Here is a 20,933-nt window from a genome sequence, read left to right on the forward strand (position 1 = left end):
TGGAGGGACTCCTATGGAAAGAGAAAACGAAGTATACGAGACGCTCCTCCGGTTGTTTTCTGAGTACGTGAACGAAAGCGGAGAACTTACGGAGTACATTGATTCATTGACCTTTATCAAGTCGGTCGTAAAGGTTGAAAAAGAGTTTGGCATTGAATTCGATGATGACATGCTCCATTTGGAAAACTTTCAAGATATGAAAACGTTGGCAGGTTACATTCAGAAAAAAATGGATGCAAAATCTGCCTAATCGAAGGGCCAAGATGTATACGGTCGTTCGGACGAAGACGGGAAAAATCGGGAGTGAGGGCTCAATATGCTAACGAAAATGATGGCCATAAGTCAGATGATTGGCAATACGCCTTTAAACAAACTTGAGCATGAGCACATCAATCTGTTTTGCAAGCTGGAATACAACAACCTCATGGGAAGTGTAAAAGTGAGGCCGGCCTTTTACATATTACAAGAGGCGATCAAAAGAGGAGAGATCACGCAGGAAACTACTGTAATCGAGTCTTCTTCGGGAAATTTTGCTATCGCTTTGGCGACTTTGTGCAAGAGACTGGGAATTAAATTTATTCCAGTGATTGATCCAAATATCAATCCCGTCTATGAGAACTTGCTCAGGGTAATTTCCCATGAGGTCGTAAAAGTAACGGACCGTGACGAGACAGGAGGATTTCTCCTAACGCGCATCCAAACGGTCAATCGCCTGCTGAATGAGACGAATAACTCGTTTTGGACCAATCAGTACGGAAATCCGGATAGCGCTCGTGCCCATTACTTCGGACTGGGAACTGAGATCGCAGACAGCTTCGAGACATTGGACTATGCGTTTATCGGCGTTAGCTCTGGTGGCACGATTACGGGAATCTCGCAGCGATTGAAGGAACGTTTTCCTGACATAAAAATCATTGCTGTCGATACGGTAGGCTCGGTGATTTTTGGGCAAGAGCCACAAAAACGATACATCCCTGGAATTGGATCGAGCATGCGGCCTGACATACTCAAGGGCGCAATTATTGATGAGGTCGTTCATGTTTCGGAGGAGGACACAGTCGAGGCTTGCTATCAGCTGTACACTGAGCATGGCATTTTTGCTGGAGGATCTTCTGGGACTTCCTACTGGGCGATTAAAAACTATTTCAAAGATCAAAAGCACGTAGTCAAGCCAAATGTTGTCTTTTTATGTCCAGACGGTGGTATGCCATATGTCAATACCGTTTACAACCAGGAATGGGTTCAGTGGTTGCATCAGCAAAAGCATTCTTTCGTTGGCAATTAAATAGTGTCCAATCAAATTTACTACGATAAGCAGGGTGGGATGTACGATGTTATATCTAAACACGAGTGATATTGAAAAGGTCGGCAAGAATTGGAAGGAAACCATTGATGTCATTGAACATGCTGTGCATTCCTTACAAAAGGAAGATTATGCACAGCCGGTTAAACCTTACTTGCGCTACCATGACATGTCAAACCGCATTATTGCCATGCCAGCATTTGTAGGCGGAGATACTTACATGGCGGGAATCAAGTGGATTGCCAGTTTCCCGAAAAACCTCCAAGAGGGTATCCAACGCGCGCATTCGATTACCATCCTGAACGAAGCCAGAACGGGTAAGCCTGTGGCAACGATAAATACAGCCCTGGTTAGCGGCATTCGAACTGCTTCTGTTTCCGGTCTTCTCCTCAAGCATTACGAACAAGTACGTCCCCTGCAAAATGTAACGGTCGGAATTATCGGATTTGGTCCGATTGGCAGACTTCATCTACAAATGGTTACGGCCATGTTAGGAGAGAAGATCGACAAGGTGGTTCTCTATGACATTGCGGGTATCCAGCAGGAGCATATTCCGGCTGAGATAAAAGAGAAAACGGTTATCGCGCAAACGTGGGAAGAAGCATACTGCGAGGCAGATGTGTTCATTACGTGCACGGTATCACCGCATGGTTTTATTGACAAGCAACCAAAACGTCATTCTTTGTTGTTAAATGTGTCGTTACGCGATTTTACACCAAAAATTCTCGACTATACCCGCTCCATTATCGTAGATGACTGGATCGAAGTTTGCCGTGAGAACACAGACATCGAAATCATGCATCTGGAGAGAGGCTTGCAAAAAGAAGATACCAAGTCCATCACAGATATCGTTTGCCTTGACCAGATGAAAGAGTTTCCACAAGATGAGCCCATCATGTTTAATCCGATGGGGATGGCGATTTTTGATATCGCCATTGCTGCCTACTATTACAAACAAGCACTCTCGCAGGGGATCGGAACTCACTTGCAAGACTAACTGGAGGTTACCATTTTGTACGATGTGCTGGCAAATCTAAAACTGGTAGAGTCATCTCGTATTTGTTTGCACGAGTCACATGAAAACAAGCGACTTCACAAGACCAGACAGATCATTGAGGAGGAAGGGATTTTGCGCCATCCTCCGCTGGCGATTCTCATGCAAAACGGCCAGTATTTGATCATTGATGGGGCACATCGGACCTTTGCTCTTCAAGCGCTTGGGTGCAAACATATCCCCGTACAGGTAGTGGAGCATGAGGATTTTCACTTGGATATGTGGGATCATATTGTGCCAGTCGCTACATGGTTGCAGTCAGTGGAGCAGGATTCGGTGTTTCGATGGGAAACAGAGCGTTTACGAGAAACGCCTGTGGCAGAAATGAAGATAGGGAACAAGGAACGCTTCTATCTGTACCCAAAGGAGAATCGGCAGGATGATGAGTGGCGAATGACGCTATGGCGTCAATTAGTGGACAGTTATAACTATAGCCACCCGGTACATCGTCTGCCCACAGGGATGCTCGAATGGCCAGAAACAGGAGCCGCCTTGATACGGTTCCCGCCGATCAGTCTGGCGGAATTGGAGCGTATCGTATCGGAAGGGCATGTTTTGCCTGCGGGTGTTACCCGTTTTGAAATAGACGGGCGTCTATTAAACTTGTGTATTCCGATTAGCCTATTGAAACAGGAGCAAATCGAGCTAGAACAGTGGGAGCGATTGGTTAAAAAATGGAGAGAAACCTTGCGCCTCTACTCGAAACCCGTGTATATGTGCGATGCGTAATAAGGAACCGTGGCGAGTTTGATTCGCCACGGTTTCTATCCAATCCCAATTACATCACGTACTGGTTGCGGTCTTTCCCACAGACGCAGTGCCTAAAAAGGAGTGGATCATTCTGCAAAAGATCATAGATGAGTCGAGACGAAAACTAGCGTTCTGGCTAATGTGTCTGGTTCTCGTACTTTCCGGCAGTATACCCGTGTACGCTGAAACGAGCGTTCGACAGGATACGGAAATCGCAACAGCAATCGAACAGCTGGTCAATAAAACCATGGAGTCCGAAAAAATCCCGGGTGCAGCCGTTGTGGTCGTCAAAGAGGGGAAAACCCTTTACAAGCAATCGTTTGGTTTCTCTGACACCCAAAAGCAAGAGCCGGTTACTGCTGACACATTGTTTGAAATCGGATCGAACTCCAAAGCCTTTACGGCGCTAGCCGTTCACCAGCTTGTCGAGCAAAAACGACTTTCGCTGGATGATCCTGTTCAGAGCTTTATGCCGTGGTTTACCGTTACATATAAAGGACAACAGGAAACGATCCTGATTAAGCATTTACTGTACCATACCAGCGGGATTCCTTTTGAAAGTATTGGCTCCATCCCTATTTCTTCCAGTGAGAATGCGATCGAAGAAACTGTGCGAGCGATCAATCATGCTGAACTGGTACGCAAGCCGGGGACCGAGTATGAATACGCCACCATTAACTACGATATCCTGGGCTATGTGGTCGAGAAAGTTACCGGACAGTCCTATGAACAGTATGTGCAGCAACAAGTCATTGCCAAATTGGGGCTAACCGATACCTTTTTGAAGGCACAGGCACCCGTGGAGGAGATGGCAAGAGGACACAAAATCGAGTTCTTTTCCCCACGCGTGTATGATGCGCCGGAATATCGTGGAAATACGCCAGCGGGTTATGTCGTTTCCAATTTAAATGATATGGAACGATGGTTGCAGATTCAGATGGGGTTGGAGGCATCTGCGTTTCGTCCCGAGCTGGTACGAGCTTCCCATCTTCCTGATCGTTCGGTAGCTCCTGCGACAGACGGTTTCTCGTATGCGTCAGGCTGGATGATTTATCAGGATGGTGGAGGGCAAATTTCGCACGGCGGCAATAACCCTGCATTTTCTTCGTACATGGTATTTCGTCCAGAGGAAAAGCTGGGAGCCGTCGTTTTGACCAATATCAACTCGTTGAACGCATTTGTTATCGCAGAAGGGGCCGTCAATCTCGCACTAGGGAAAGAAGCTCCTGTAGTCGTGTCTGACACCAATCTTCAAGCGGATCGTATGGCAAGCATTTCTCTCGTGATCCTTGGTATCCTTTTGTTGGTACTTGGTGGGGGGATCGTGCAGATTTTCGTGCAAGTTTATCGAGGCGAACGAAAACTCTCCGCGAATGCGGGGCGAATCTGTTTTGCATCCTTTGTTGCATTTGTTGTCATGGGAAGTGTTTTGACAGCCGCCTTATACTATTTGCCAGATGTTTTTTTTATGGGCTTACCATGGGCGTTCATCGAGGTTTGGCTTCCGATCACCATTTTTTACGCCATGTACGCATTGGTGGCAGGACTCGCTCTGTTTAATGTCTACATCACACTCATCCGCTTGTTCCCGAAATCGCAAGAAACATCCATGACTTCTATTGTCATACAGGGACTTATTAGCGGATTTGGGAATGCGCTGATTATTTTTATGATCAATCTGGCGCTCACTTCTACGAACAAATTTCATGCAGCGATTTTCCTGTATTTTCTCCTGGGTATCTTGTTATATATCGTCGGGGAGAAAATGATGCGTAGCCGACTGATTGTGATCACAAATGAAATCGTATACGAAAAAAGAATGGAACTGATCCGCAAAATTTTTCGGACCCCTTATCAAAAGTACGAGACACTTGATAACGGTGAAATATATGCGGGGTTAAATAACGATACGGAAACGATCAGTACGTTTGCCAATAGTGTCGTTGTGGCACTGACGAGTGGGGTTACACTCGTGTTTTGCTTCATTTATCTGGGCTCGCTGGATCTATACGGATTTTTGTTTTGTCTGGCTGTCATTTTTGTGGCTGTAGGCTTGTATACGCTGGCAGGTCGCTTTGCAAACAAAGTATGGGAGGAAACCAGAGACATCCAAAATGTGTTTTTCTCCTATATCACCGATATGATCGGAGGCTTCAAGGAGCTGTATCTGACGCAGGCACAACGAAAAGAATTTGAAGAAGACATGGAAAGAAGCTGCTCTGACTATCGACATAAGAAATCAGCGGGCCAATTTAAATTTGTGAACGTGTATTTGATTGGGGAATTGCTTTTCGTTGTGGTAATCGGCACGGTTGCCTTTTTATTCCCGGTTCTTTTCCCTTCGCTTCAAAAAGAGATGCTGATTAGTTATGTGTTTGTCTTTCTGTATATGACTGGGCCTGTTCACGGTATTTTGAATGCAGTACCGGAGCTGATTCGGATCAAGATCAGCTGGCAGCGACTGAATGCTTTGCTGGATTCGTTATCAGTGGAAACGAGAAGAGAAGAGGAAAGCTTAGCTGAGCGGAGTTCGCAAGACTTTGAGTCATTTTCAACTGAACAGGTGCGTTTCCGATACAAAAACAAGGAGGGCGAAGAGTTTTCCGTAGGGCCGCTGGACTTCTCCTGCCAAAAAGGGGAAATCGTCTTCATTGTTGGTGGTAACGGTAGCGGGAAGTCAACGTTTGCCAAGCTGATTACCGGTTTGTATGAGCAGGATGAGGGCGAGTTTTTCATGAACGGCCAAAAAGTGAATGCTGATCAACGCTGCGAATTCTTCTCCGCGATTTTCAGTGATTTCTACCTGTTTGAGAAGATGTATGGAGTCGATTACCAGGCGAAGCAAGAGGAAGTGAGCAAATATTTAGAGGTGCTTCGCATCGCTGACAAAGTAGAAGTGGATGAAACGGGAACGTTTAGCACGACGAAGCTGTCTACGGGTCAACGTAAGCGTCTTGCCTTAATGCTCAGTCTGGTAAGAAACCGGCCCATTTTCCTCTTTGACGAGTGGGCAGCAGACCAAGATCCAGAGTATCGTCAATTCTTTTACGAATCCTTGCTACCTGAAATGAAAAGACAGGGCAAATGTGTAATTGCGATCACACACGACGATCGCTACTTCCATCTTGCTGATCAGGTAGTGAAAATGGAGAGTGGGCGAATTATTTCGCAGCAAACGTTTGCACATGCCTGATGGAAAAGCACGCAGAGAAGACCGAACGGGGATGATTCCCGTCGGTCTTTTTTGGCATGAGTGGCACGGCTCCCTTTGATCGGTGATACTAGACAAATAATTCAGACAGCTATATAATTGGAAGCAGTTGGAATAGAGTGCGGTAAAATCTTGCGGGTGTAGTTCAATGGTAGAACTCCGGCTTCCCAAGCCTGCGGCGTGGGTTCGATTCCCATCACCCGCTCCATACGAATTGGTAGAAAAGCCTTTGATTACAAAGGCTTTTCTTGTTTGTGCGGCACGGTCATTCACTTCCCCAAAAGGAGGTTAGTGATGAGTAGAAGTTATAAGAAGTTCCAAATTGTAAAGGATAAGAGTGGGCCAAGCTAAAAAGGAACATAAATTTACATCTTGAATATCTCATGTAATCGGATAGCTAAAAATTTGGTGACAGACAGGAGTTAAAAAAGATGATAAAAGGTTTCGGAGGAATATTTTGGAGAACTAAGAATCTTGAAGTTATAAAAAAATGGTACAGTGAAGTGCTGAAGATTGATATAGAAAATTGGAACGGGACTGTGATAAAACCCGAATTAGGAAATGAGACTATCTTTTCTTTCTTTACCGAGAATGACAGTTATTTTCCAACAGAACAACAAGTCATGTTAAATTTCCAAGTACATAATCTAGACGAGACTATTAAGCATCTTGAACATATTGGTGTACCTCTTGCAAAGAAAAAAGAGAGTAGTGAATTTGGAAAGTTTATTTGGATTGAAGATCCTGATGGTCGACTTGTCGAGCTTTGGGAGAAATAACGAGTTGTAATTCATTTGCTATTGAACTAACGGGTTCGATTATCAATCTGACGAAAAAACAAATCATCAACGAATGGGCGAAATATTACTACCGAAAATAGAAGAATCACGGGTGTACAGGGAAGTTACACCAACAAAGAGTCCTTCCATGGTAATTGGGGAAGGACTCTTTATTTGCACCATTCCCGCAGGATTCTCAATCTTGTGAGTTGAATAAACCAATGAGTTCTCATGATAATCCGTTTTAACAAGCCCGGCTTTCTTTGGCTGTCCATCCATTTCAACATGGATCGCCTTCTTTTTGAAACGATTGTTTCGAACTGACACAATGAAAAAATGGAATCGGAGGATTGACATGAGAACCATACCACTCGGCACGAGCAAATTAGAAGTACCAGTCATCGCAATTGGGTGCATGAGGATTGGGTCACTAGACAAGCTGCAAGCGGAGCACTTCGTACAAACAGCGCTTGAAGAAGGGGCGAACTTCTTCGATCATGCAGATATTTATGGAAAAGGCAGATGTGAGCAAGTATTTGCAGAAGCGATTCAGATGAGCCCTAGCGTTCGCGAGCGTATCCTTTTGCAATCGAAATGTGGCATTCGTCCCGGCATGTTCGACTTTTCCAAAGAGCATATTTTGAATGCAGTGGATGGCATTCTAAAACGACTAAAAACTGAATATTTGGATGTATTGCTGCTGCATCGCCCAGACACGCTTGTCGAGCCGGAAGAAGTAGCGGAAGCGTTCGATCTTTTGGAAAGCACGGGTAAAGTACGCCACTTTGGCGTCTCCAATCAAAATCCGATGCAGATCCAGCTGTTAAACAAATATTTGAAGCAACCAATCGTCGCTAACCAGTTGCAGCTCAGCATTATGAACGCGACGATGATCTCGCAAGGCTTCAACGTCAATATGGAGAACAATTCGGCTGTGAGCCGCGATGGCAGTGTACTCGACTTCTGTAGGCTGCATGATATTACGATTCAGCCTTGGTCGCCGTTCCAGTATGGATTTTTCGAAGGATCTTTCCTTGGGAACGAGAAATTTCCTGAGTTGAACAAAAAAATCGATGAAATGGCAGCTAGATATGAAGTGTCCAACACGACAATCGCCATCGCTTGGCTACTACGGCACCCGGCGAACATGCAACCTGTCATTGGCACGACGAATATCGACCGTATGAAAGATTGTGTGAAAGCAGCTCATATTCGGTTGACGCGAGAAGCGTGGTATGACATCTATCGCTCTGCCGGAAATGTGTTGCCATAGCTGATTCCATTTACGAAAATACCTGATCGATCTTGGCTCTGTCATAGTCTAATATCCAATGCGAATAGCTCTCATATATCTCTCTGATTGTTTCAGGAGAAGTTGCTACTAAATCACAGCCTCGATCGTCATAAATGTGAAAGACGGTATGTTTACTCGTATTGATAAAATATACCCGATGAAAAATACGTGGCATTAATCCCATATCTTGACGGCAGATTGCTTTTATCATTGGAACATATGCAAAGTCCGATGTCTTACACTTCAAGGCGAATCGATGCGTTCGATAGGCTTCATTCTCATCGTCTTCTGGAAAAACATAAGGGATCGTGTGTTGTTGCAGCTTATACAAAAATGATTTGTTCTTCACATACTTGGAAAAGATGTTCAATTTACGCTTGAAAGCTCCACCGTCTCCAAAATCGTTTACATCCACTACGATATAGATGTCATCGTTAGGTGCATGTAAAGTCTTATATAAAGTAATCGCTCGCGTATAAACCCCCTGTAAATAGGGGCAATTTTCATAAACGTTATGGTAATCGTAGTTCACACCTAGCTCAAAACGGATTCCAATATCCCAGCTATAAAACAAAGGTGGTCTAAGCATTAACGCTGGAAATGTATGATGTAAATACTTGTGTAACGCCATCAAAGCACCTCGTATGGGTTTTACCTATTCCTGTAAAAATCCTTTTTGTTTCCATTCTTTGTATAGAGTAAGGTCGCTGCTCACTTGTCGAAACACCAATCCAATGATGGTCGCGTCATCTAGTAAACCAACAACAGGAATAAAATCTGTGATGGCGTCTACAGGTGAAACAAAGTACAAAATCCCACCAATAATCATCAAGATGGATTTAACAGGGATTGTTCGGTATTTTCCACTCGTCCAATCACCGAAAATACTAAAGAGTAGCTGTAAATTCTCCCAAACATCTCCGATCGCTCTTTTATCTGCTTTTTTCATTGCTTTTTTAAGGAGACTAGATGCTTTTTCTTTATCGTTTAGATATTCAGAGGCTTTTGATTCGTAATTTTTAAGAAACCTCTTTTCATGTTTAGCCATAGGACCCCCTATGTTTCGTCGAAGCCATAAAGGGCGAGAAAACGCTCATTTTTGGCTTCGGTGTTATTTAAACCACTTGTACATCCTTACAGAACGAGGAGCCGTATAGGCAAACCCGAACTGTTCGTATAGTTGATCCGCAGGAACATCAGCGATCAGGCTTACATAGGCGGTCTTGGGAGCGTTTTTATCTAAATAGTCCATGAGGTGCTGCATGATGACCTTTCCGAGTCCCTTTTTCTGGTGTTCCGGAACCACGGCAATGTCCACAATTTGATAAAAACAGCCACCGTCACCGATGATTCTTCCCATTCCAATCGCGGTTCCTTCATGAAAAAGGGTGACCGCAAACACTGTATTCTTCAATCCGATCTCTGCTGCTTCTCTTCGACGCTAGGAGCATTTTCGTAAACCGTATAGTTTTCAAAAAGAGGGGTACTCATGATGTACTCCTTTTACATCTAAATTTTCGCTACAGCGAGAGCTTATCATTTATTTTGCTTGTAGAAAAGTAGCGTATAGGATGAACGATTGCTTCCAAGCGATTACACCAAGAGGATTTTCCCCGTACGATGACGGCTCTCCGCAAATTTCACTGCTTCTCTAACATCATGCAAAGCAAATTTCTCTCCTGGCTCTTCTAAAAGGAGCTTCCCATTCTGAACGAGCTCGATGACTTTCTCAAACGTTTCGTGCCAGGTAGACACGGATACGCGTTGATTCCAGTGCCGCAATAAAAACAGTTGAGGGAGAACGCCAAGCTCTTTCGAGATGATCGACCAATCCACTTGAACTCCCGATAATAGGCCTAACGACAAGAAAATGCCACCAGCACGTGTAGACTTCGCCAGCTCTAAACCATCTGGGCCACCAATGGAATCAATAGACGCATGAGCACCTTGTCCGTTCGTTACACTCATGATGGCATCATAAGTAGACACACATGAGCTGTCGATGACATGCCACGCCCCGAGTTGCATCAACTCCTCGGTATATCTTGTGTTTCGGACGATGGCGATCACCCTAAAACCGAAAAGAGCGGATAGCTGAATAAATAAGCGGCCAATGGCTGAGTTGGCTGCATTGACTAGCAAAACCTGATGAGAAGACAGTTGAAGAGTCTCATTGCAGATGACCCACGCAGTGATAGGGTTGATGTACAACCGACTGGCGATATCATCCTGGATTGAATCGGGAACCGCAATGGCTAGCTCAGCTGTCGTTTTTACGTATTCTTGCCACGTACCCTCACCGCGCAAAGGCAGAACACGTTTACCGATAAGAGAGCGGGGAACAAAAGGACCTGTATCAATAACGGTACCAACCCCCTCATACCCAGGAATGGCGGGCAGGTTGATACGATGCTTGTACGCACCACGAATCGGGATGACGTCAGAAGGATTAATAGGACGTGCGCTCATTTTCACCAAAATTTCACCTTGCTTCAGTGGCTCAATCAACCGCTGTTCAATCTTCAATACTTCATGGGGTTCGCCAAATTGAGCGTAACGTACTGTTTGTGCATACATGGTTGTGCACTCCTAACTTTGTCAGCCATAACCGAATGAAAGATAGTTCTTCGTCATTGCGTATGGGATCGGAATGTCTTTATCTTAGGTATAAAAAATATACGCCGTCAATCAAAACGAGAACTTGGCATGCAGCTACAAAAAAGAACAGATACGCGATCTTATGTTGTTTCTTCCACTCAAAGCTACCTAACGCTGTCATGATAATGGCTAAGCCCAGCATGGTTGCTATTCGCAAAAGTCGCGAACTCGTTATCAGAGTAGCGATTGCCAAAACGATAACCATCATGGAAACAACAGTAAACCAGATGGGGGTATTTTTCATGAGATAGGCTCACTTTCCCTTGCGGAATGTTAGCTATTCAGGACAATCAAGAAAAATAAGACCGCTCCTAAAATTGCCGTGATGGCTGCGGACATAAGATATTGATTCGGGTTATGGATGACTTGTCGAAGTGTATTAAAAAAGCTGACGAGAAACAAAGCGACCACGAAACTTACTACGTACAGCATGTAATCAAAACCTTTCCAATTAATATTCTTCAAAATTATACCAATATTTCAATGGAGAAACAATTTGACATAAAAAGCGATTGATAAATGAAAAAAGAGCGCATCTGCGCTCTTTCGAATCATGCTTTTGCTCGTGGTGCACTTTCAAAGCCTACTTTTTTATGCGTGCCATCACAGAACGGTTTCTTCTCGGATTGACCGCATCGACAGAGTGAAAAAGATGAACCGATTTCATACTGGTCACCTGCTCCATCCAGCAATTCAACTGCTCCTGTAACACGAATTGATCCATTGTCGTTAATCTTGATGGTTACTTTTTCTTGATCCACATGTCATCCCTCCTTTTTTACTATCTTTACCTACTATGATTTCAAGCAGAAGGGTATGTAGGAAATAATTGTTGCACTACAAGGGAAGAGCCTGCCGTCGCGATAGTGAACTTGCTGGCAGAACATGACGAAATCGTGTTAAAATCAGGACAAGGTACGGTTATTTTTAGCAGGGAAAGGGTTTTGTCTCATGACGATTTCAATGGATGACTTAGAGCAATCCTGCTGGGAATGCGAAGGCAAGGGAGCGATTCTTATCGCACAAGGTCAGACCCTCCTACACTTTATAAAAAAGCACTTGTAAACGAACGAGCTTGAAGAAAAAGAGGGAGGCCGTCAGATCCTCACCTGGTTACGGGTGGGAACTGTCGGCCTTTTTAGCGAGCAGTCGGATTAAACCGACGTAGCATGATTCGGCTGTTTTTTGCTTCCACTCTGGCGACCGATCAGCAAGAAAACAAGGAGTAAGACAAACGGAATCGCTACAGTAGTCGTATCACCGTGTAAAAGAAGAGTGATTGTAGCACCAAGCATAATCACTGCGAGCGTATAAGCGGCGTAACGCGTATACTTTTTCATTAGTAAGCCCAATCCGCCGAGCACTTCGCCTAAACCGATCACAACTTGGAACCAATGGGGAAACCCGAATGCTTGGAAAGCGAGTGTTGTCTCTGGATGTCCAATCAGCTTATAAATACCAGATGAAAGAAACATCAAGCACAACCCTACGATCAATACCCATTTTGCGAAAATACGCAGACCTATCATACCGAAATCCTCCAATCGCTTTGTTGATGGATTCAGTATAAAGCGCCCATTATGACATCTTTTGTCATATAGCAATGACTGAACGATCTGTAAAGGGTACAAGATATTGCAAAAGAAGAAGTAATTGATTATTTTAAACTAAAATTATGATGAGAGTGGGGGGATTAACCTTGAAGGTTTTAGTAGTTGAAGATGACAAGACCATTGCAGATGGTTTGCACTATTCGCTTTCCAGTGAGGGTTATGAAGTAGTTCTTTGTGAAGGGAAACAAACTGCAATTGAAACAATCAAGCAACAACGTTTTGATATTTATTTATTGGATCTAACTTTGCCGGATGGTAATGGCTATGAGATTTGCGAATATGTAAAAGAAAATCAGGATGCACCTGTCATCTTCTTGACGGCATGTGATGATGAAATCAATGTGGTTCGGGGATTAGATATGGGAGCAGACGACTATATCACTAAGCCGTTTCGTATCCGGGAGCTGATTAGCCGAATGAAGTCATCCCTTAGGCACTACCAAAAAGAACCCAACCCGACTGACAAAGTGAAGATTGGAAATGTTGTCGTAAATACAAAACTGGCTAAAGTGTACAAAGGAACCGAGGAAGTGATGCTGACTGCTTTAGAATACCGTTTGCTGTTGGCATTCATAAATAGTAGAGGGCAAGTTCTGTCCAGAAATCAGTTGTTAGAGGGCATTTGGGATCTAGATGGTAACTTTATCAATGACAATACCCTTTCTGTCTACATTAAGCGGCTTCGCGAAAAGTTGGAAGATGATAGCCAGAATCCCAAAGTGATAGAAACCGTACGCGGACTTGGCTATCGAATGAGTGGAAATCATGCTTAAAAACAAAGAAATACAGAAGTTATGTATGTATAGCGTGGTTATTTCCATCATTGGGATCACTATTCTTTGGATAATCGATTGGAAAGCGGGGATTGTGGCGATTGCCATGGTATTTCTGCTCCTTTCATGTTTTTTCCTGTTTACCCGCAAACGTTATCAGGATATCAGTAAGCTCGCTTATTATTTGGCTTCTGTATATTCAGGCCAACCCACGATGGATATTAGGGATAACGTTGAGGGTGAATTGAGCATTCTGAAAAATGATATTTATAAAGTTACATTAACGTTGTCCGAGCAGTCTGCTCTTCTGAAAAAGGACAAACAATACTTGGCAGATACTCTTTCGAACATCTCCCATCAACTAAAAACGCCACTTGCCTCCATGTTTGTCATGGCTGATTTATTAAACAACCCTAGTCTACCTCCTGATAAAAGGGATGAGTTCTTGGGCAAGATTATCAATCAGTTGAAGCGTATTGAATGGCTCGTGACTTCATTGCTCAAACTGTCCAAAATCGAAGTGCAGAGCGTTATTTTCAAGAAGGAATTCGTATCTGTCAAAAAAATAATAAACAAGGCATTAGAACCACTCCTTGTCCCCATGGAATTAAAAAATCAGGAGCTTTCTTTTTCCTGTAAAGAAGACCTTTTCGTGTATGGAGATGAAAACTGGACGGTAGAAGCCATTTTGAATGTAGTAAAAAACGGGATTGAGCATACGCCGGTCGGGGGACGTATTATTATTTCGTGTGAGGAAACAGCATTGTATACACAAATTGTCATTGCCGATAGTGGCAAGGGGATTAGCCCGGAAGATGCTCCACACATTTTTGAACGATTTTATAAAGGGAAGAATGCTGGAGCGGATAGTATTGGAATAGGGCTAGCCATGTCTAAAACAATCTTGCAAAGTCAAAACGCCGATGTGTTTATGGAAAGCCAGATTGGTGTAGGAACTACATTCAAAATCAAATTCTACAAGCAAATGATTTAGATGACAAAATTGTAAGATTGAATGTCACCGACGAGACATCTTTGGCAGCTATTCTATACGTAATAACGAATCTAGGAGGATCATGATGGAGATTTTACGAGTAGAAAACCTGTCAAAGACGTACGGTGATGGCGAAACAGCTGTTACTGCACTGAACGATATCTCGTTTTCCGTACAAAAAGGGGAGTTTGTGGCGATCATTGGACCATCTGGTTCAGGTAAGTCTACCCTTCTGCATATTCTGGGGGGCGTTGATACGCCCACATCCGGTAAGGTGATTGTTGATCAGACTGATATATACGCGATGGATGAAACGGCACTGGCCATCTTCAGACGCAGACAGATTGGACTTATCTATCAATTCTACAATCTAATCCCTGTCCTTACTGTAGAGGAAAATATTACGTTACCATTACTATTGGACGGTAGAGAAGTAAATCAAGAAATCTTTTCCGGTATCGTAGAGACTCTAGGTCTTCAACAGCGATTAAAGCATCTGCCAAACCAGCTATCTGGAGGTCAGCAGCAGCGTGCGTCCATTGGCCGGGCCTTGATTAGCAATCCCGCCATTGTATTGGCTGACGAGCCTACGGGGAATCTAGACAGCAAAAACAGTGCTGAGATTGTGAAGCTCTTGAAACAATTACACAAAGAACGGCATCAAACCCTGATTGTGATTACACATGACGAAAACATTGCCTTGCAAGCGGACCGTATTATTGGCATTCAGGATGGCAGGATTTCTAGAGATGAGGTGATCCGGCGATGAATATCGTGAATCAGCTCACATTACGTTATATGAAGCAGAATAAGAGTCGTACCCTTGTTACAATCATTGGGGTTATCATTTCTGTCGCAATGCTTACAGCAGTATTTTCGATTAGTAGTTCTTTCATGGATATGATGCAGAGAAACGCGATTGCCTACTCTGGTAAATGGCAGGCAGCTTTTCTGGATGTTGCAGGAGAAGATGTTGCGCTTATTACAAATACAGAAGCAATTGAAAGATACGACATTGACCAGGAACTCGGATTTGCACGACTTTCTAACTCTGCAAACAGGGTTAAGCCTTATTTGTACATTACTGGACACAGTGATCATGATGTAATAGGGGTGAGCCCAATTGAAGGGCGTTTGCCTAAGAATGAAAATGAACTTGCACTTTCATCCCAGTTTCTTCAAACCGCCGGTGTTAGCTGGAAGGTTGGAGATGTCGTCACATTAGATTTTGGTAAACGTAGCTTGGATATAGATGGTAAGAGAGAGATGTTGGGCAACGATGAAGCCTATGAATCAAAGGAAGTCTTTACGCCTACAAAGACGAAAACATACACCATTACCGGGATCGTTCAAGCACCAGCTAGAGAGCAGGATGCACTGGCTGCATACCGTGCATTTAGTGGTCTTTCTGAGGGTGCTTTGGAGGAGGGTGTTCCCTACACGGTAAGTGTTGAATATAAGGATTTTAAAGGTTTAGGGAATAATATTTATGAAACGAGTGACACGATCGCTAGTAAAGTGAGCGGAGTAAAAAATCAAGTGAATGAAGATAAAATCAAGTACAATCGGGATCTTTTGCTTTATTTTGGGATTTCGAATGATTCCCGCTTTCTTAACACCATGTATCTGGCAGTCTTTACCGTTGGAAGCATCATTCTGATTGGATCTTTCTCACTCATTTACAACGCGTTTTCGATCTCGCTTTCAGAGCGTAGTCGCACTTTGGGGATGTTATCTAGCGTAGGGGCGACCAAACAGCAAAAAAGGGCTTCTGTATTTTTTGAAGCTGCTGTGATCGGGGTCATAGCTATTCCAGCTGGGTTGTTTTTCGGGTCTATTGGTATTGGGGTTACTCTCCATTTGCTTAGTCCATTCATTCAAAAAATGTTTGTCGTTAGTGAACCGATGCGATTGGTGATAGAGCCGTACAGTATAATTGCTGTCATTTTGTTTTCCATTTTGACACTACTCATTTCTGCATGGTTACCTGCAGTGAGGGCATCGAGAATTACGCCGATAACTGCGATCCGCCAGACAAAGGATATCGAAATAAAAGGAAAAGATGTTCGTACATCTAAAATGACCCGTAAGTTGTTTGGATTTGAAGCGGAACTAGGATTAAAAAATCTGAAAAGGAATAAACATCACTATCGCTCAACTGTCTTTTCTCTTGCGATCAGTGTAATCTTGTACCTTGCAGCTTCTTCCTTTTCGTTGTATATGGATAAGTCCTATAATATGGCACAAGCACCGCTACCATATGATCTGTCCGTATACGCAAGGGGAGCCGATTTGGAAAGGGTAAGGTCATTAACAAATGAATTGATGTCTGTCCAAAACGCAATAACAAAAGTGAAGACACAACTTCTTTATAATGATCTATACCTCAGCGAAAACGAGGTTACCACAGACATCTCCAGTCGCCATACTCTTAATCCAGATGGGAAATACAACATGTCTGCAAAGATTGTTTCTCTTGATGAGGCTTCTTTTGCAGCGTACCTGCAATCCGCGGGGATTGATGCAAAGAAATTGGAAGGTGACGAGATTTCCGCCATACTTGTCAATCAGATCACCTTGAAGGAAAAACATAATTTTACAGATATCACTCAACTAACAGCACAAGAGGGATCAGAAATACCTCTCACTTTGATTGAAGGAGCTAAAGTCCGAATTGCTTCTATCACGGATAAACGTCCACCTTTTATGCTACGCTACGAGGAAGATGTTTCTAGCGTGACATTTGTCGTTTCTGAACAAGACTTTGACAAGCTACGAGAACTAGGTAACGATATGCTGTCTGAACAAATTTTCAGCGAGGTTCAATTTACAACAGAGCAGTCTGCGGCATTGGAAAATGAAATAAACCCGATTATTAACAAATATCCAGATGTCCATGTCTATACGACCAATCTGATTGAGGAGCGTCAGGATGCAATGAATCGCGCCACAGTCATATCCGTATTCCTTTATGGGTTTGTGGTTCTCATCGGACTCATTTGTATGGCAAATATTATCAACACAATTTCGACAGGGATGGCCTTGAGAAAACGTGAGTTTGCGATGTTGGCTTCCGTTGGCATGACGCCAAAGGGTATGAAGAAAATGCTACGCTTCGAAGGATTCTTTTATGGAATGAAGTCGCTTATTTACGGATTGCCGATTAGTTTATGCGTGATGTTTTTCATCTACATGAGCCTTAGCCGGAATTTTGCATTTGCTTTTACGGTGCCTTGGGCGGATATTATAATTGCAGGAATAGGTGTGTTTTTCATTGTGGGTACATCAATCCTCTATGCGACTAGAAAACATAAAGAACAGAATATCGTTGAATCGCTGAAGAACGAAAATATCTAATGTAGAGCACAAAAACAGCTGGTTTACACCATATGGTGTAACCGGCTGTTTTTAGACTAAATCCGGGAACCGGATATGCAAAAAGGTACCAAACCAATCGGGAAAAAACATGGAGGAATGCAATATTCAAACGAAACAATATAACGTACCCGTTGAAGCGACATTGGAAGTAATCGGTGGGAAGTGGAAGGTCGTGATTCTCTGTTTGTTAAAAGAGGGGACCAAAAGATTCGGCGAGCTGCATCGCTATATGCCAAACGCATCGAAAAAGATGCTGACCCAGCAGTTGCGTGAGCTCGAAGAAGATGGATTAGTCAACCGAGTTGTCTCTCAACAGGTTCCTTTAAAAGTCGAGTATTCACTTAGTGAGGAAGGAGAGAGCTTGCGGACGATCTTGAATCTGATGTGTGAGTGGGGGGAGCGCGTATCCATAAATAAAATGACACATATGAAAAACTCGCCATCTCATCCCCATTGGGAAATCGACGGCGAGTCCTCGGATAAAAGGTACAACCTGCTCACATCATTTGTATTTTTCAGCGTACTCGGCGTAGTTTACGACTTCAATGACACTAGACCAACAGAGAACGGTTCCTACAAACTGTTTAATGTCTAATCCTTGCATGCTGTATGATTCGGCAGTATTGGTTGTACCAGTCGCGTCCTTAATGAACGTTACTTTATATCCGCGATCATAGGCAGCGATCGCCGTAAACATACAACAAAATTCCGTCTCAAAACCAATGATAAAAAGATGATTGACCCCTAACTTTTCTAGAGTCTGTGTGAGCTCAGTTTGGAAGAAGGAACTAGGGGTTTGCTTCTCGATCAAGTAATCGGAATAGTCTTTTAATGAAGGGTGTATTTCAGAACCGATAGAGCTCCTATTCAGTGGACTTTCTTCTGCATCATCGATATGTCTGATAAAAATGACAGGACGATTGCTCTCTTTAAAATCTTTGATCACCTGTTCCATCAAAAAAAGTTCCTCTTTGTAATCCCCACAACTCACAATTCCGTTTTGCACATCAATCACTAAGAGTGCGTTCATTGCTTCACCTTCCTTCTACCATGTAGAGAGATAATTCGGAAGGAAAGAGTGTACTTCCTGCAAGATAACTACCATGAGATAATGATGGGAAGGAAATAATAGGAAAGGTTGAGTTAGATGAGAGTTTCATTTTCTTATGCATTCATACTTGTTGCATTTATTCTCGTTACAGGATGTGGTTCAAACAATTCAAGTACTTCGTCCGTGTTTTCCAATTTAGCCACACAAAGCTCTTCTTCCACGAATGAAGGTACAGAGGTAGTTGCGGAATCAGAAAATAATAATGTCGCTACATACCTTTCGATGGCTGTAATCGCCTTACATGAAGTGAATGGCTTTGAAGCTGGAGAAGAATTTCCACCGGAATCCAAAGCGTTTTTGGCAAAGCATGCTCATCTGTTTCCGGCAACCGGGGATAAAGTGAAGGAAGCCCAGCAATTAGTCGATCAAAATGTGCAACCGAAACATATCAATAAAAACATTTCCAAGTATCGTGCCGCGATGATTCAAGATAGAGGAACGGTGTTGAGCATCGAAGAGGAGGAAATACCGGAAATCGGAACGATTTCCGTCTTGCATGTCGTCAATGACGAGGAGGATAGCTACCAAATTGTTTACCTAGGTAGATTAGATGTCTATGAAGATGATACGGTTGAATTTGTGGGGGTCCCAACCTTGCTCTCTGGCTTCGATAATGTAAGTGGTGGATACACGAATTCGATCATCATAGTAGGGAGCTATGTAGGAAAAAGCGCGAATTAAGCTAGGATAGTATGGATTTTCGTAGAAAACAAGCTGTTGACCAGTCCGCATCCTTGTCACACTGAATACAGTGATAGCAAGCCAGGGATGGAAGGATGATAACAATGGCTAAGAAAAAAAGATTAAAATGGAAGTTAAAAAGTAAAAGTGCAACAAGAATTCAGAGACATGTTCATGAGTTTTTAGGTAGCACGCAGCTTGCAGAAGAAGGAGCAGATCGACACAATCACCGTTTTGCTGGCGTCACTGGTCAAGCAATCCCAAGAGGAAAAAGCCACGTTCATGTCATTCGGTCCAATACAGACTTCTTCAATCATCTCCATCGCGTGCGAATTGTAACTGGACCCGCAATTCCGGTTGGAAATGGAAAGCATGTTCATTTTGTGAGAGGAACTACCACGTTTAACGATGGTCACGTCCATCGGTTCAAATTCGCGACGTTGATTCAGAAGCCGCTCCTCTAAAAAATCTTTCACGGCCTCGAATGATACAGTTCGAGGCTTTTTGTATGCAGGTTGGCCTTCTGTTTTTGATATGATAGAAAGGTGTTAGTTTGTACGAATACTTGATCAGTAAAGATTTATGGAGGTTGCCATGCGCTATCAAGTCATATTATTCGATGTAGATGATACACTTCTCGACTTCAAAACGACAGAAGAAAATGCGCTTCAAAAGACGTTTTCCCAGTTTGGCCTCGCTACGGGATCGTCTGATTATGGAGAGACTTACAAAGAGATCAGTAAAGGATTGTGGGAGGATTTAGAAAAGGGAAGCATCACTCTAGCAGAGCTGGGCGTAGAGAGATTTCGAAGACTTTTCAAAGCTTTTCAGCTAGACGTCGATGCTGAGGCGTTCGGCAGCGCCTATCTCGAATCCTTGGGCAAAGAAGTGCATTTGATACCGGGAGCGGTTGAGTTGTGCAACAGTTTGGAGGATTGCCGCTTGGGGATCATTACGAATGGATTCGCCTCTGTGCAAACGGCAAGAATTGCCGCTTCACCGCTTTGTAACTCTTTTGAGCACTTGATTATTTCTGAAGAAGTCGGCTACAAAAAGCCGGATCGGGAAATTTTTGAATACGCGTTTTCCAAACTGCAATGGACGGAGAAGGCAAACGTATTGATGGTGGGAGATTCTTTGACCTCCGATATACAAGGGGGAGCCCATTACGGGATCGATACGTGCTGGTTCAATCCTATGGGCAAGGAAAATCAGACGAGCATTCAGCCAACGTACGAAATCAGAGAACTGAGCGAGCTTCAAGAAATTGTGCGGAAGGGTAACGTGAATTTGTAGGATCTTTCCTGTATGATTAGAAGGTATTGATCTACAGG

The 20,933-nt window shown here is 43.4% G+C and carries 23 protein-coding genes, 1 tRNA gene and 1 pseudogene; 17 read left to right on the forward strand and 8 right to left on the reverse strand.

The window, feature by feature from the left end; all coding sequences use genetic code 11:
* Window positions 1-13: 13 nt before the first annotated feature.
* The 8 genes from HP399_RS14650 to HP399_RS14685 all read left to right on the forward strand — a co-directional run bounded on the left by HP399_RS14650 (window position 14) and on the right by HP399_RS14685 (window position 8,370).
* The gene (locus tag HP399_RS14650; RefSeq protein ID WP_173619488.1) at window positions 14-250 is read left to right on the forward strand and encodes a phosphopantetheine-binding protein; all 237 of its coding nucleotides are present in this window, start codon (window positions 14-16) and stop codon (window positions 248-250) included.
* 66 nt (window positions 251-316) lie between these two features.
* Window positions 317-1,285, forward strand: a complete 969-nt coding sequence (gene sbnA, locus HP399_RS14655) for a 2,3-diaminopropionate biosynthesis protein SbnA (protein ID WP_173619487.1) — start codon at window positions 317-319, stop codon at window positions 1,283-1,285.
* 46 nt (window positions 1,286-1,331) lie between these two features.
* Window positions 1,332-2,300, forward strand: coding sequence for a 2,3-diaminopropionate biosynthesis protein SbnB (gene sbnB, locus HP399_RS14660; protein ID WP_173619486.1), 969 nt, complete (start codon window positions 1,332-1,334; stop codon window positions 2,298-2,300).
* A gap of 24 nt (window positions 2,301-2,324) precedes the next feature.
* On the forward strand, window positions 2,325-3,086 hold the full coding sequence (locus HP399_RS14665) for a ParB N-terminal domain-containing protein (protein ID WP_228088559.1): 762 nt from the start codon (window positions 2,325-2,327) through the stop codon (window positions 3,084-3,086).
* A 160-nt stretch (window positions 3,087-3,246) separates the two neighbouring features.
* Entirely contained in the window at window positions 3,247-6,300 is a 3,054-nt protein-coding gene (edeA, locus tag HP399_RS14670; RefSeq protein WP_173619484.1) for a cyclic peptide edeine export ABC transporter EdeA, read from the forward strand.
* 152 nt (window positions 6,301-6,452) lie between these two features.
* Window positions 6,453-6,526: transfer RNA gene (locus tag HP399_RS14675), tRNA-Gly, on the forward strand.
* Window positions 6,527-6,749: 223 nt separating this feature from the next.
* Entirely contained in the window at window positions 6,750-7,097 is a 348-nt protein-coding gene (locus HP399_RS14680; RefSeq protein ID WP_173619483.1) for a VOC family protein, read from the forward strand.
* A 355-nt stretch (window positions 7,098-7,452) separates the two neighbouring features.
* Window positions 7,453-8,370 (forward strand): aldo/keto reductase, encoded by a 918-nt coding sequence (locus HP399_RS14685; protein ID WP_173619482.1) that lies wholly within the window; start codon window positions 7,453-7,455, stop codon window positions 8,368-8,370.
* A gap of 10 nt (window positions 8,371-8,380) precedes the next feature.
* Here HP399_RS14685 and HP399_RS14690 read toward each other — a convergent pair whose 3' ends face one another.
* The 6 genes from HP399_RS14690 to HP399_RS14715 form a co-directional block, all read right to left on the reverse strand.
* Window positions 8,381-9,022 carry a DUF3885 domain-containing protein gene (locus HP399_RS14690; RefSeq protein WP_173619481.1) on the reverse strand — a complete coding sequence of 214 codons (642 nt, stop codon included), beginning with the start codon at window positions 9,020-9,022 and terminating at the stop codon, window positions 8,381-8,383.
* Window positions 9,023-9,046: 24 nt separating this feature from the next.
* Window positions 9,047-9,439 (reverse strand): YkvA family protein, encoded by a 393-nt coding sequence (locus tag HP399_RS14695; RefSeq protein ID WP_173619480.1) that lies wholly within the window; start codon window positions 9,437-9,439, stop codon window positions 9,047-9,049.
* Between the two features lie 63 nt (window positions 9,440-9,502).
* Window positions 9,503-9,805, reverse strand: a complete 303-nt coding sequence (locus HP399_RS14700) for a GNAT family N-acetyltransferase (protein ID WP_217367719.1) — start codon at window positions 9,803-9,805, stop codon at window positions 9,503-9,505.
* A gap of 179 nt (window positions 9,806-9,984) precedes the next feature.
* Window positions 9,985-10,968 (reverse strand): zinc-dependent alcohol dehydrogenase family protein, encoded by a 984-nt coding sequence (locus HP399_RS14705; RefSeq protein ID WP_173619479.1) that lies wholly within the window; start codon window positions 10,966-10,968, stop codon window positions 9,985-9,987.
* Between the two features lie 79 nt (window positions 10,969-11,047).
* A complete protein-coding gene (locus HP399_RS14710; protein ID WP_173619478.1) occupies window positions 11,048-11,293 on the reverse strand; it encodes a hypothetical protein in 246 nt (81 codons plus the stop codon).
* Window positions 11,294-11,600: 307 nt separating this feature from the next.
* Window positions 11,601-11,810 carry a CDGSH iron-sulfur domain-containing protein gene (locus HP399_RS14715; protein WP_173619477.1) on the reverse strand — a complete coding sequence of 70 codons (210 nt, stop codon included), beginning with the start codon at window positions 11,808-11,810 and terminating at the stop codon, window positions 11,601-11,603.
* A 190-nt stretch (window positions 11,811-12,000) separates the two neighbouring features.
* Between HP399_RS14715 and HP399_RS31155 the strand changes: the two genes are divergently transcribed.
* Window positions 12,001-12,114 (forward strand): hypothetical protein, encoded by a 114-nt coding sequence (locus HP399_RS31155; RefSeq protein ID WP_370642723.1) that lies wholly within the window; start codon window positions 12,001-12,003, stop codon window positions 12,112-12,114.
* A gap of 89 nt (window positions 12,115-12,203) precedes the next feature.
* Here the strand turns inward: HP399_RS31155 and HP399_RS14720 are convergent, their stop codons facing one another.
* Window positions 12,204-12,578 carry a DoxX family protein gene (locus HP399_RS14720; protein ID WP_173619476.1) on the reverse strand — a complete coding sequence of 125 codons (375 nt, stop codon included), beginning with the start codon at window positions 12,576-12,578 and terminating at the stop codon, window positions 12,204-12,206.
* 170 nt (window positions 12,579-12,748) lie between these two features.
* Here HP399_RS14720 and HP399_RS14725 point away from each other — a divergent pair, with 170 nt between their 5' ends.
* The 5 genes and pseudogenes from HP399_RS14725 to HP399_RS14745 all read left to right on the forward strand — a co-directional run.
* Window positions 12,749-13,435, forward strand: coding sequence for a response regulator transcription factor (locus HP399_RS14725; RefSeq protein ID WP_173619475.1), 687 nt, complete (start codon window positions 12,749-12,751; stop codon window positions 13,433-13,435).
* Window positions 13,428-14,429, forward strand: a complete 1,002-nt coding sequence (locus HP399_RS14730) for a sensor histidine kinase (protein WP_173619474.1) — start codon at window positions 13,428-13,430, stop codon at window positions 14,427-14,429. Before HP399_RS14725 ends, HP399_RS14730 begins: the two co-directional genes overlap by 8 nt.
* A gap of 85 nt (window positions 14,430-14,514) precedes the next feature.
* Entirely contained in the window at window positions 14,515-15,198 is a 684-nt protein-coding gene (locus tag HP399_RS14735) for an ABC transporter ATP-binding protein (protein ID WP_173619602.1), read from the forward strand.
* Window positions 15,195-17,786 carry an ABC transporter permease gene (locus tag HP399_RS14740; protein ID WP_173619473.1) on the forward strand — a complete coding sequence of 864 codons (2,592 nt, stop codon included), beginning with the start codon at window positions 15,195-15,197 and terminating at the stop codon, window positions 17,784-17,786. Before HP399_RS14735 ends, HP399_RS14740 begins: the two co-directional genes overlap by 4 nt.
* A 109-nt stretch (window positions 17,787-17,895) precedes the next feature.
* Window positions 17,896-18,207, forward strand: a pseudogene (locus HP399_RS14745) (winged helix-turn-helix transcriptional regulator); the annotation flags it as partial.
* Between the two features lie 102 nt (window positions 18,208-18,309).
* Here HP399_RS14745 and HP399_RS14750 read toward each other — a convergent pair.
* A complete protein-coding gene (locus HP399_RS14750) occupies window positions 18,310-18,837 on the reverse strand; it encodes an isochorismatase family protein (protein WP_173619472.1) in 528 nt (175 codons plus the stop codon).
* A 117-nt stretch (window positions 18,838-18,954) separates the two neighbouring features.
* On the opposite strand from HP399_RS14750, the gene HP399_RS14755 reads away from it, so the two are divergent.
* From HP399_RS14755 to HP399_RS14765, 3 genes are all read left to right on the forward strand, one after another.
* Complete coding sequence (locus HP399_RS14755) at window positions 18,955-19,599, forward strand: hypothetical protein (RefSeq protein ID WP_173619471.1); 645 nt, start codon at window positions 18,955-18,957, stop codon at window positions 19,597-19,599.
* 104 nt (window positions 19,600-19,703) lie between these two features.
* Window positions 19,704-20,063 carry a YmaF family protein gene (locus tag HP399_RS14760; RefSeq protein ID WP_173619470.1) on the forward strand — a complete coding sequence of 120 codons (360 nt, stop codon included), beginning with the start codon at window positions 19,704-19,706 and terminating at the stop codon, window positions 20,061-20,063.
* Between the two features lie 130 nt (window positions 20,064-20,193).
* Complete coding sequence (locus HP399_RS14765) at window positions 20,194-20,895, forward strand: YjjG family noncanonical pyrimidine nucleotidase (protein ID WP_173619469.1); 702 nt, start codon at window positions 20,194-20,196, stop codon at window positions 20,893-20,895.
* Window positions 20,896-20,933: the final 38 nt, after the last annotated feature.

Source organism: Brevibacillus sp. DP1.3A, assembly GCF_013284245.2.
Classification (GTDB): domain Bacteria; phylum Bacillota; class Bacilli; order Brevibacillales; family Brevibacillaceae; genus Brevibacillus.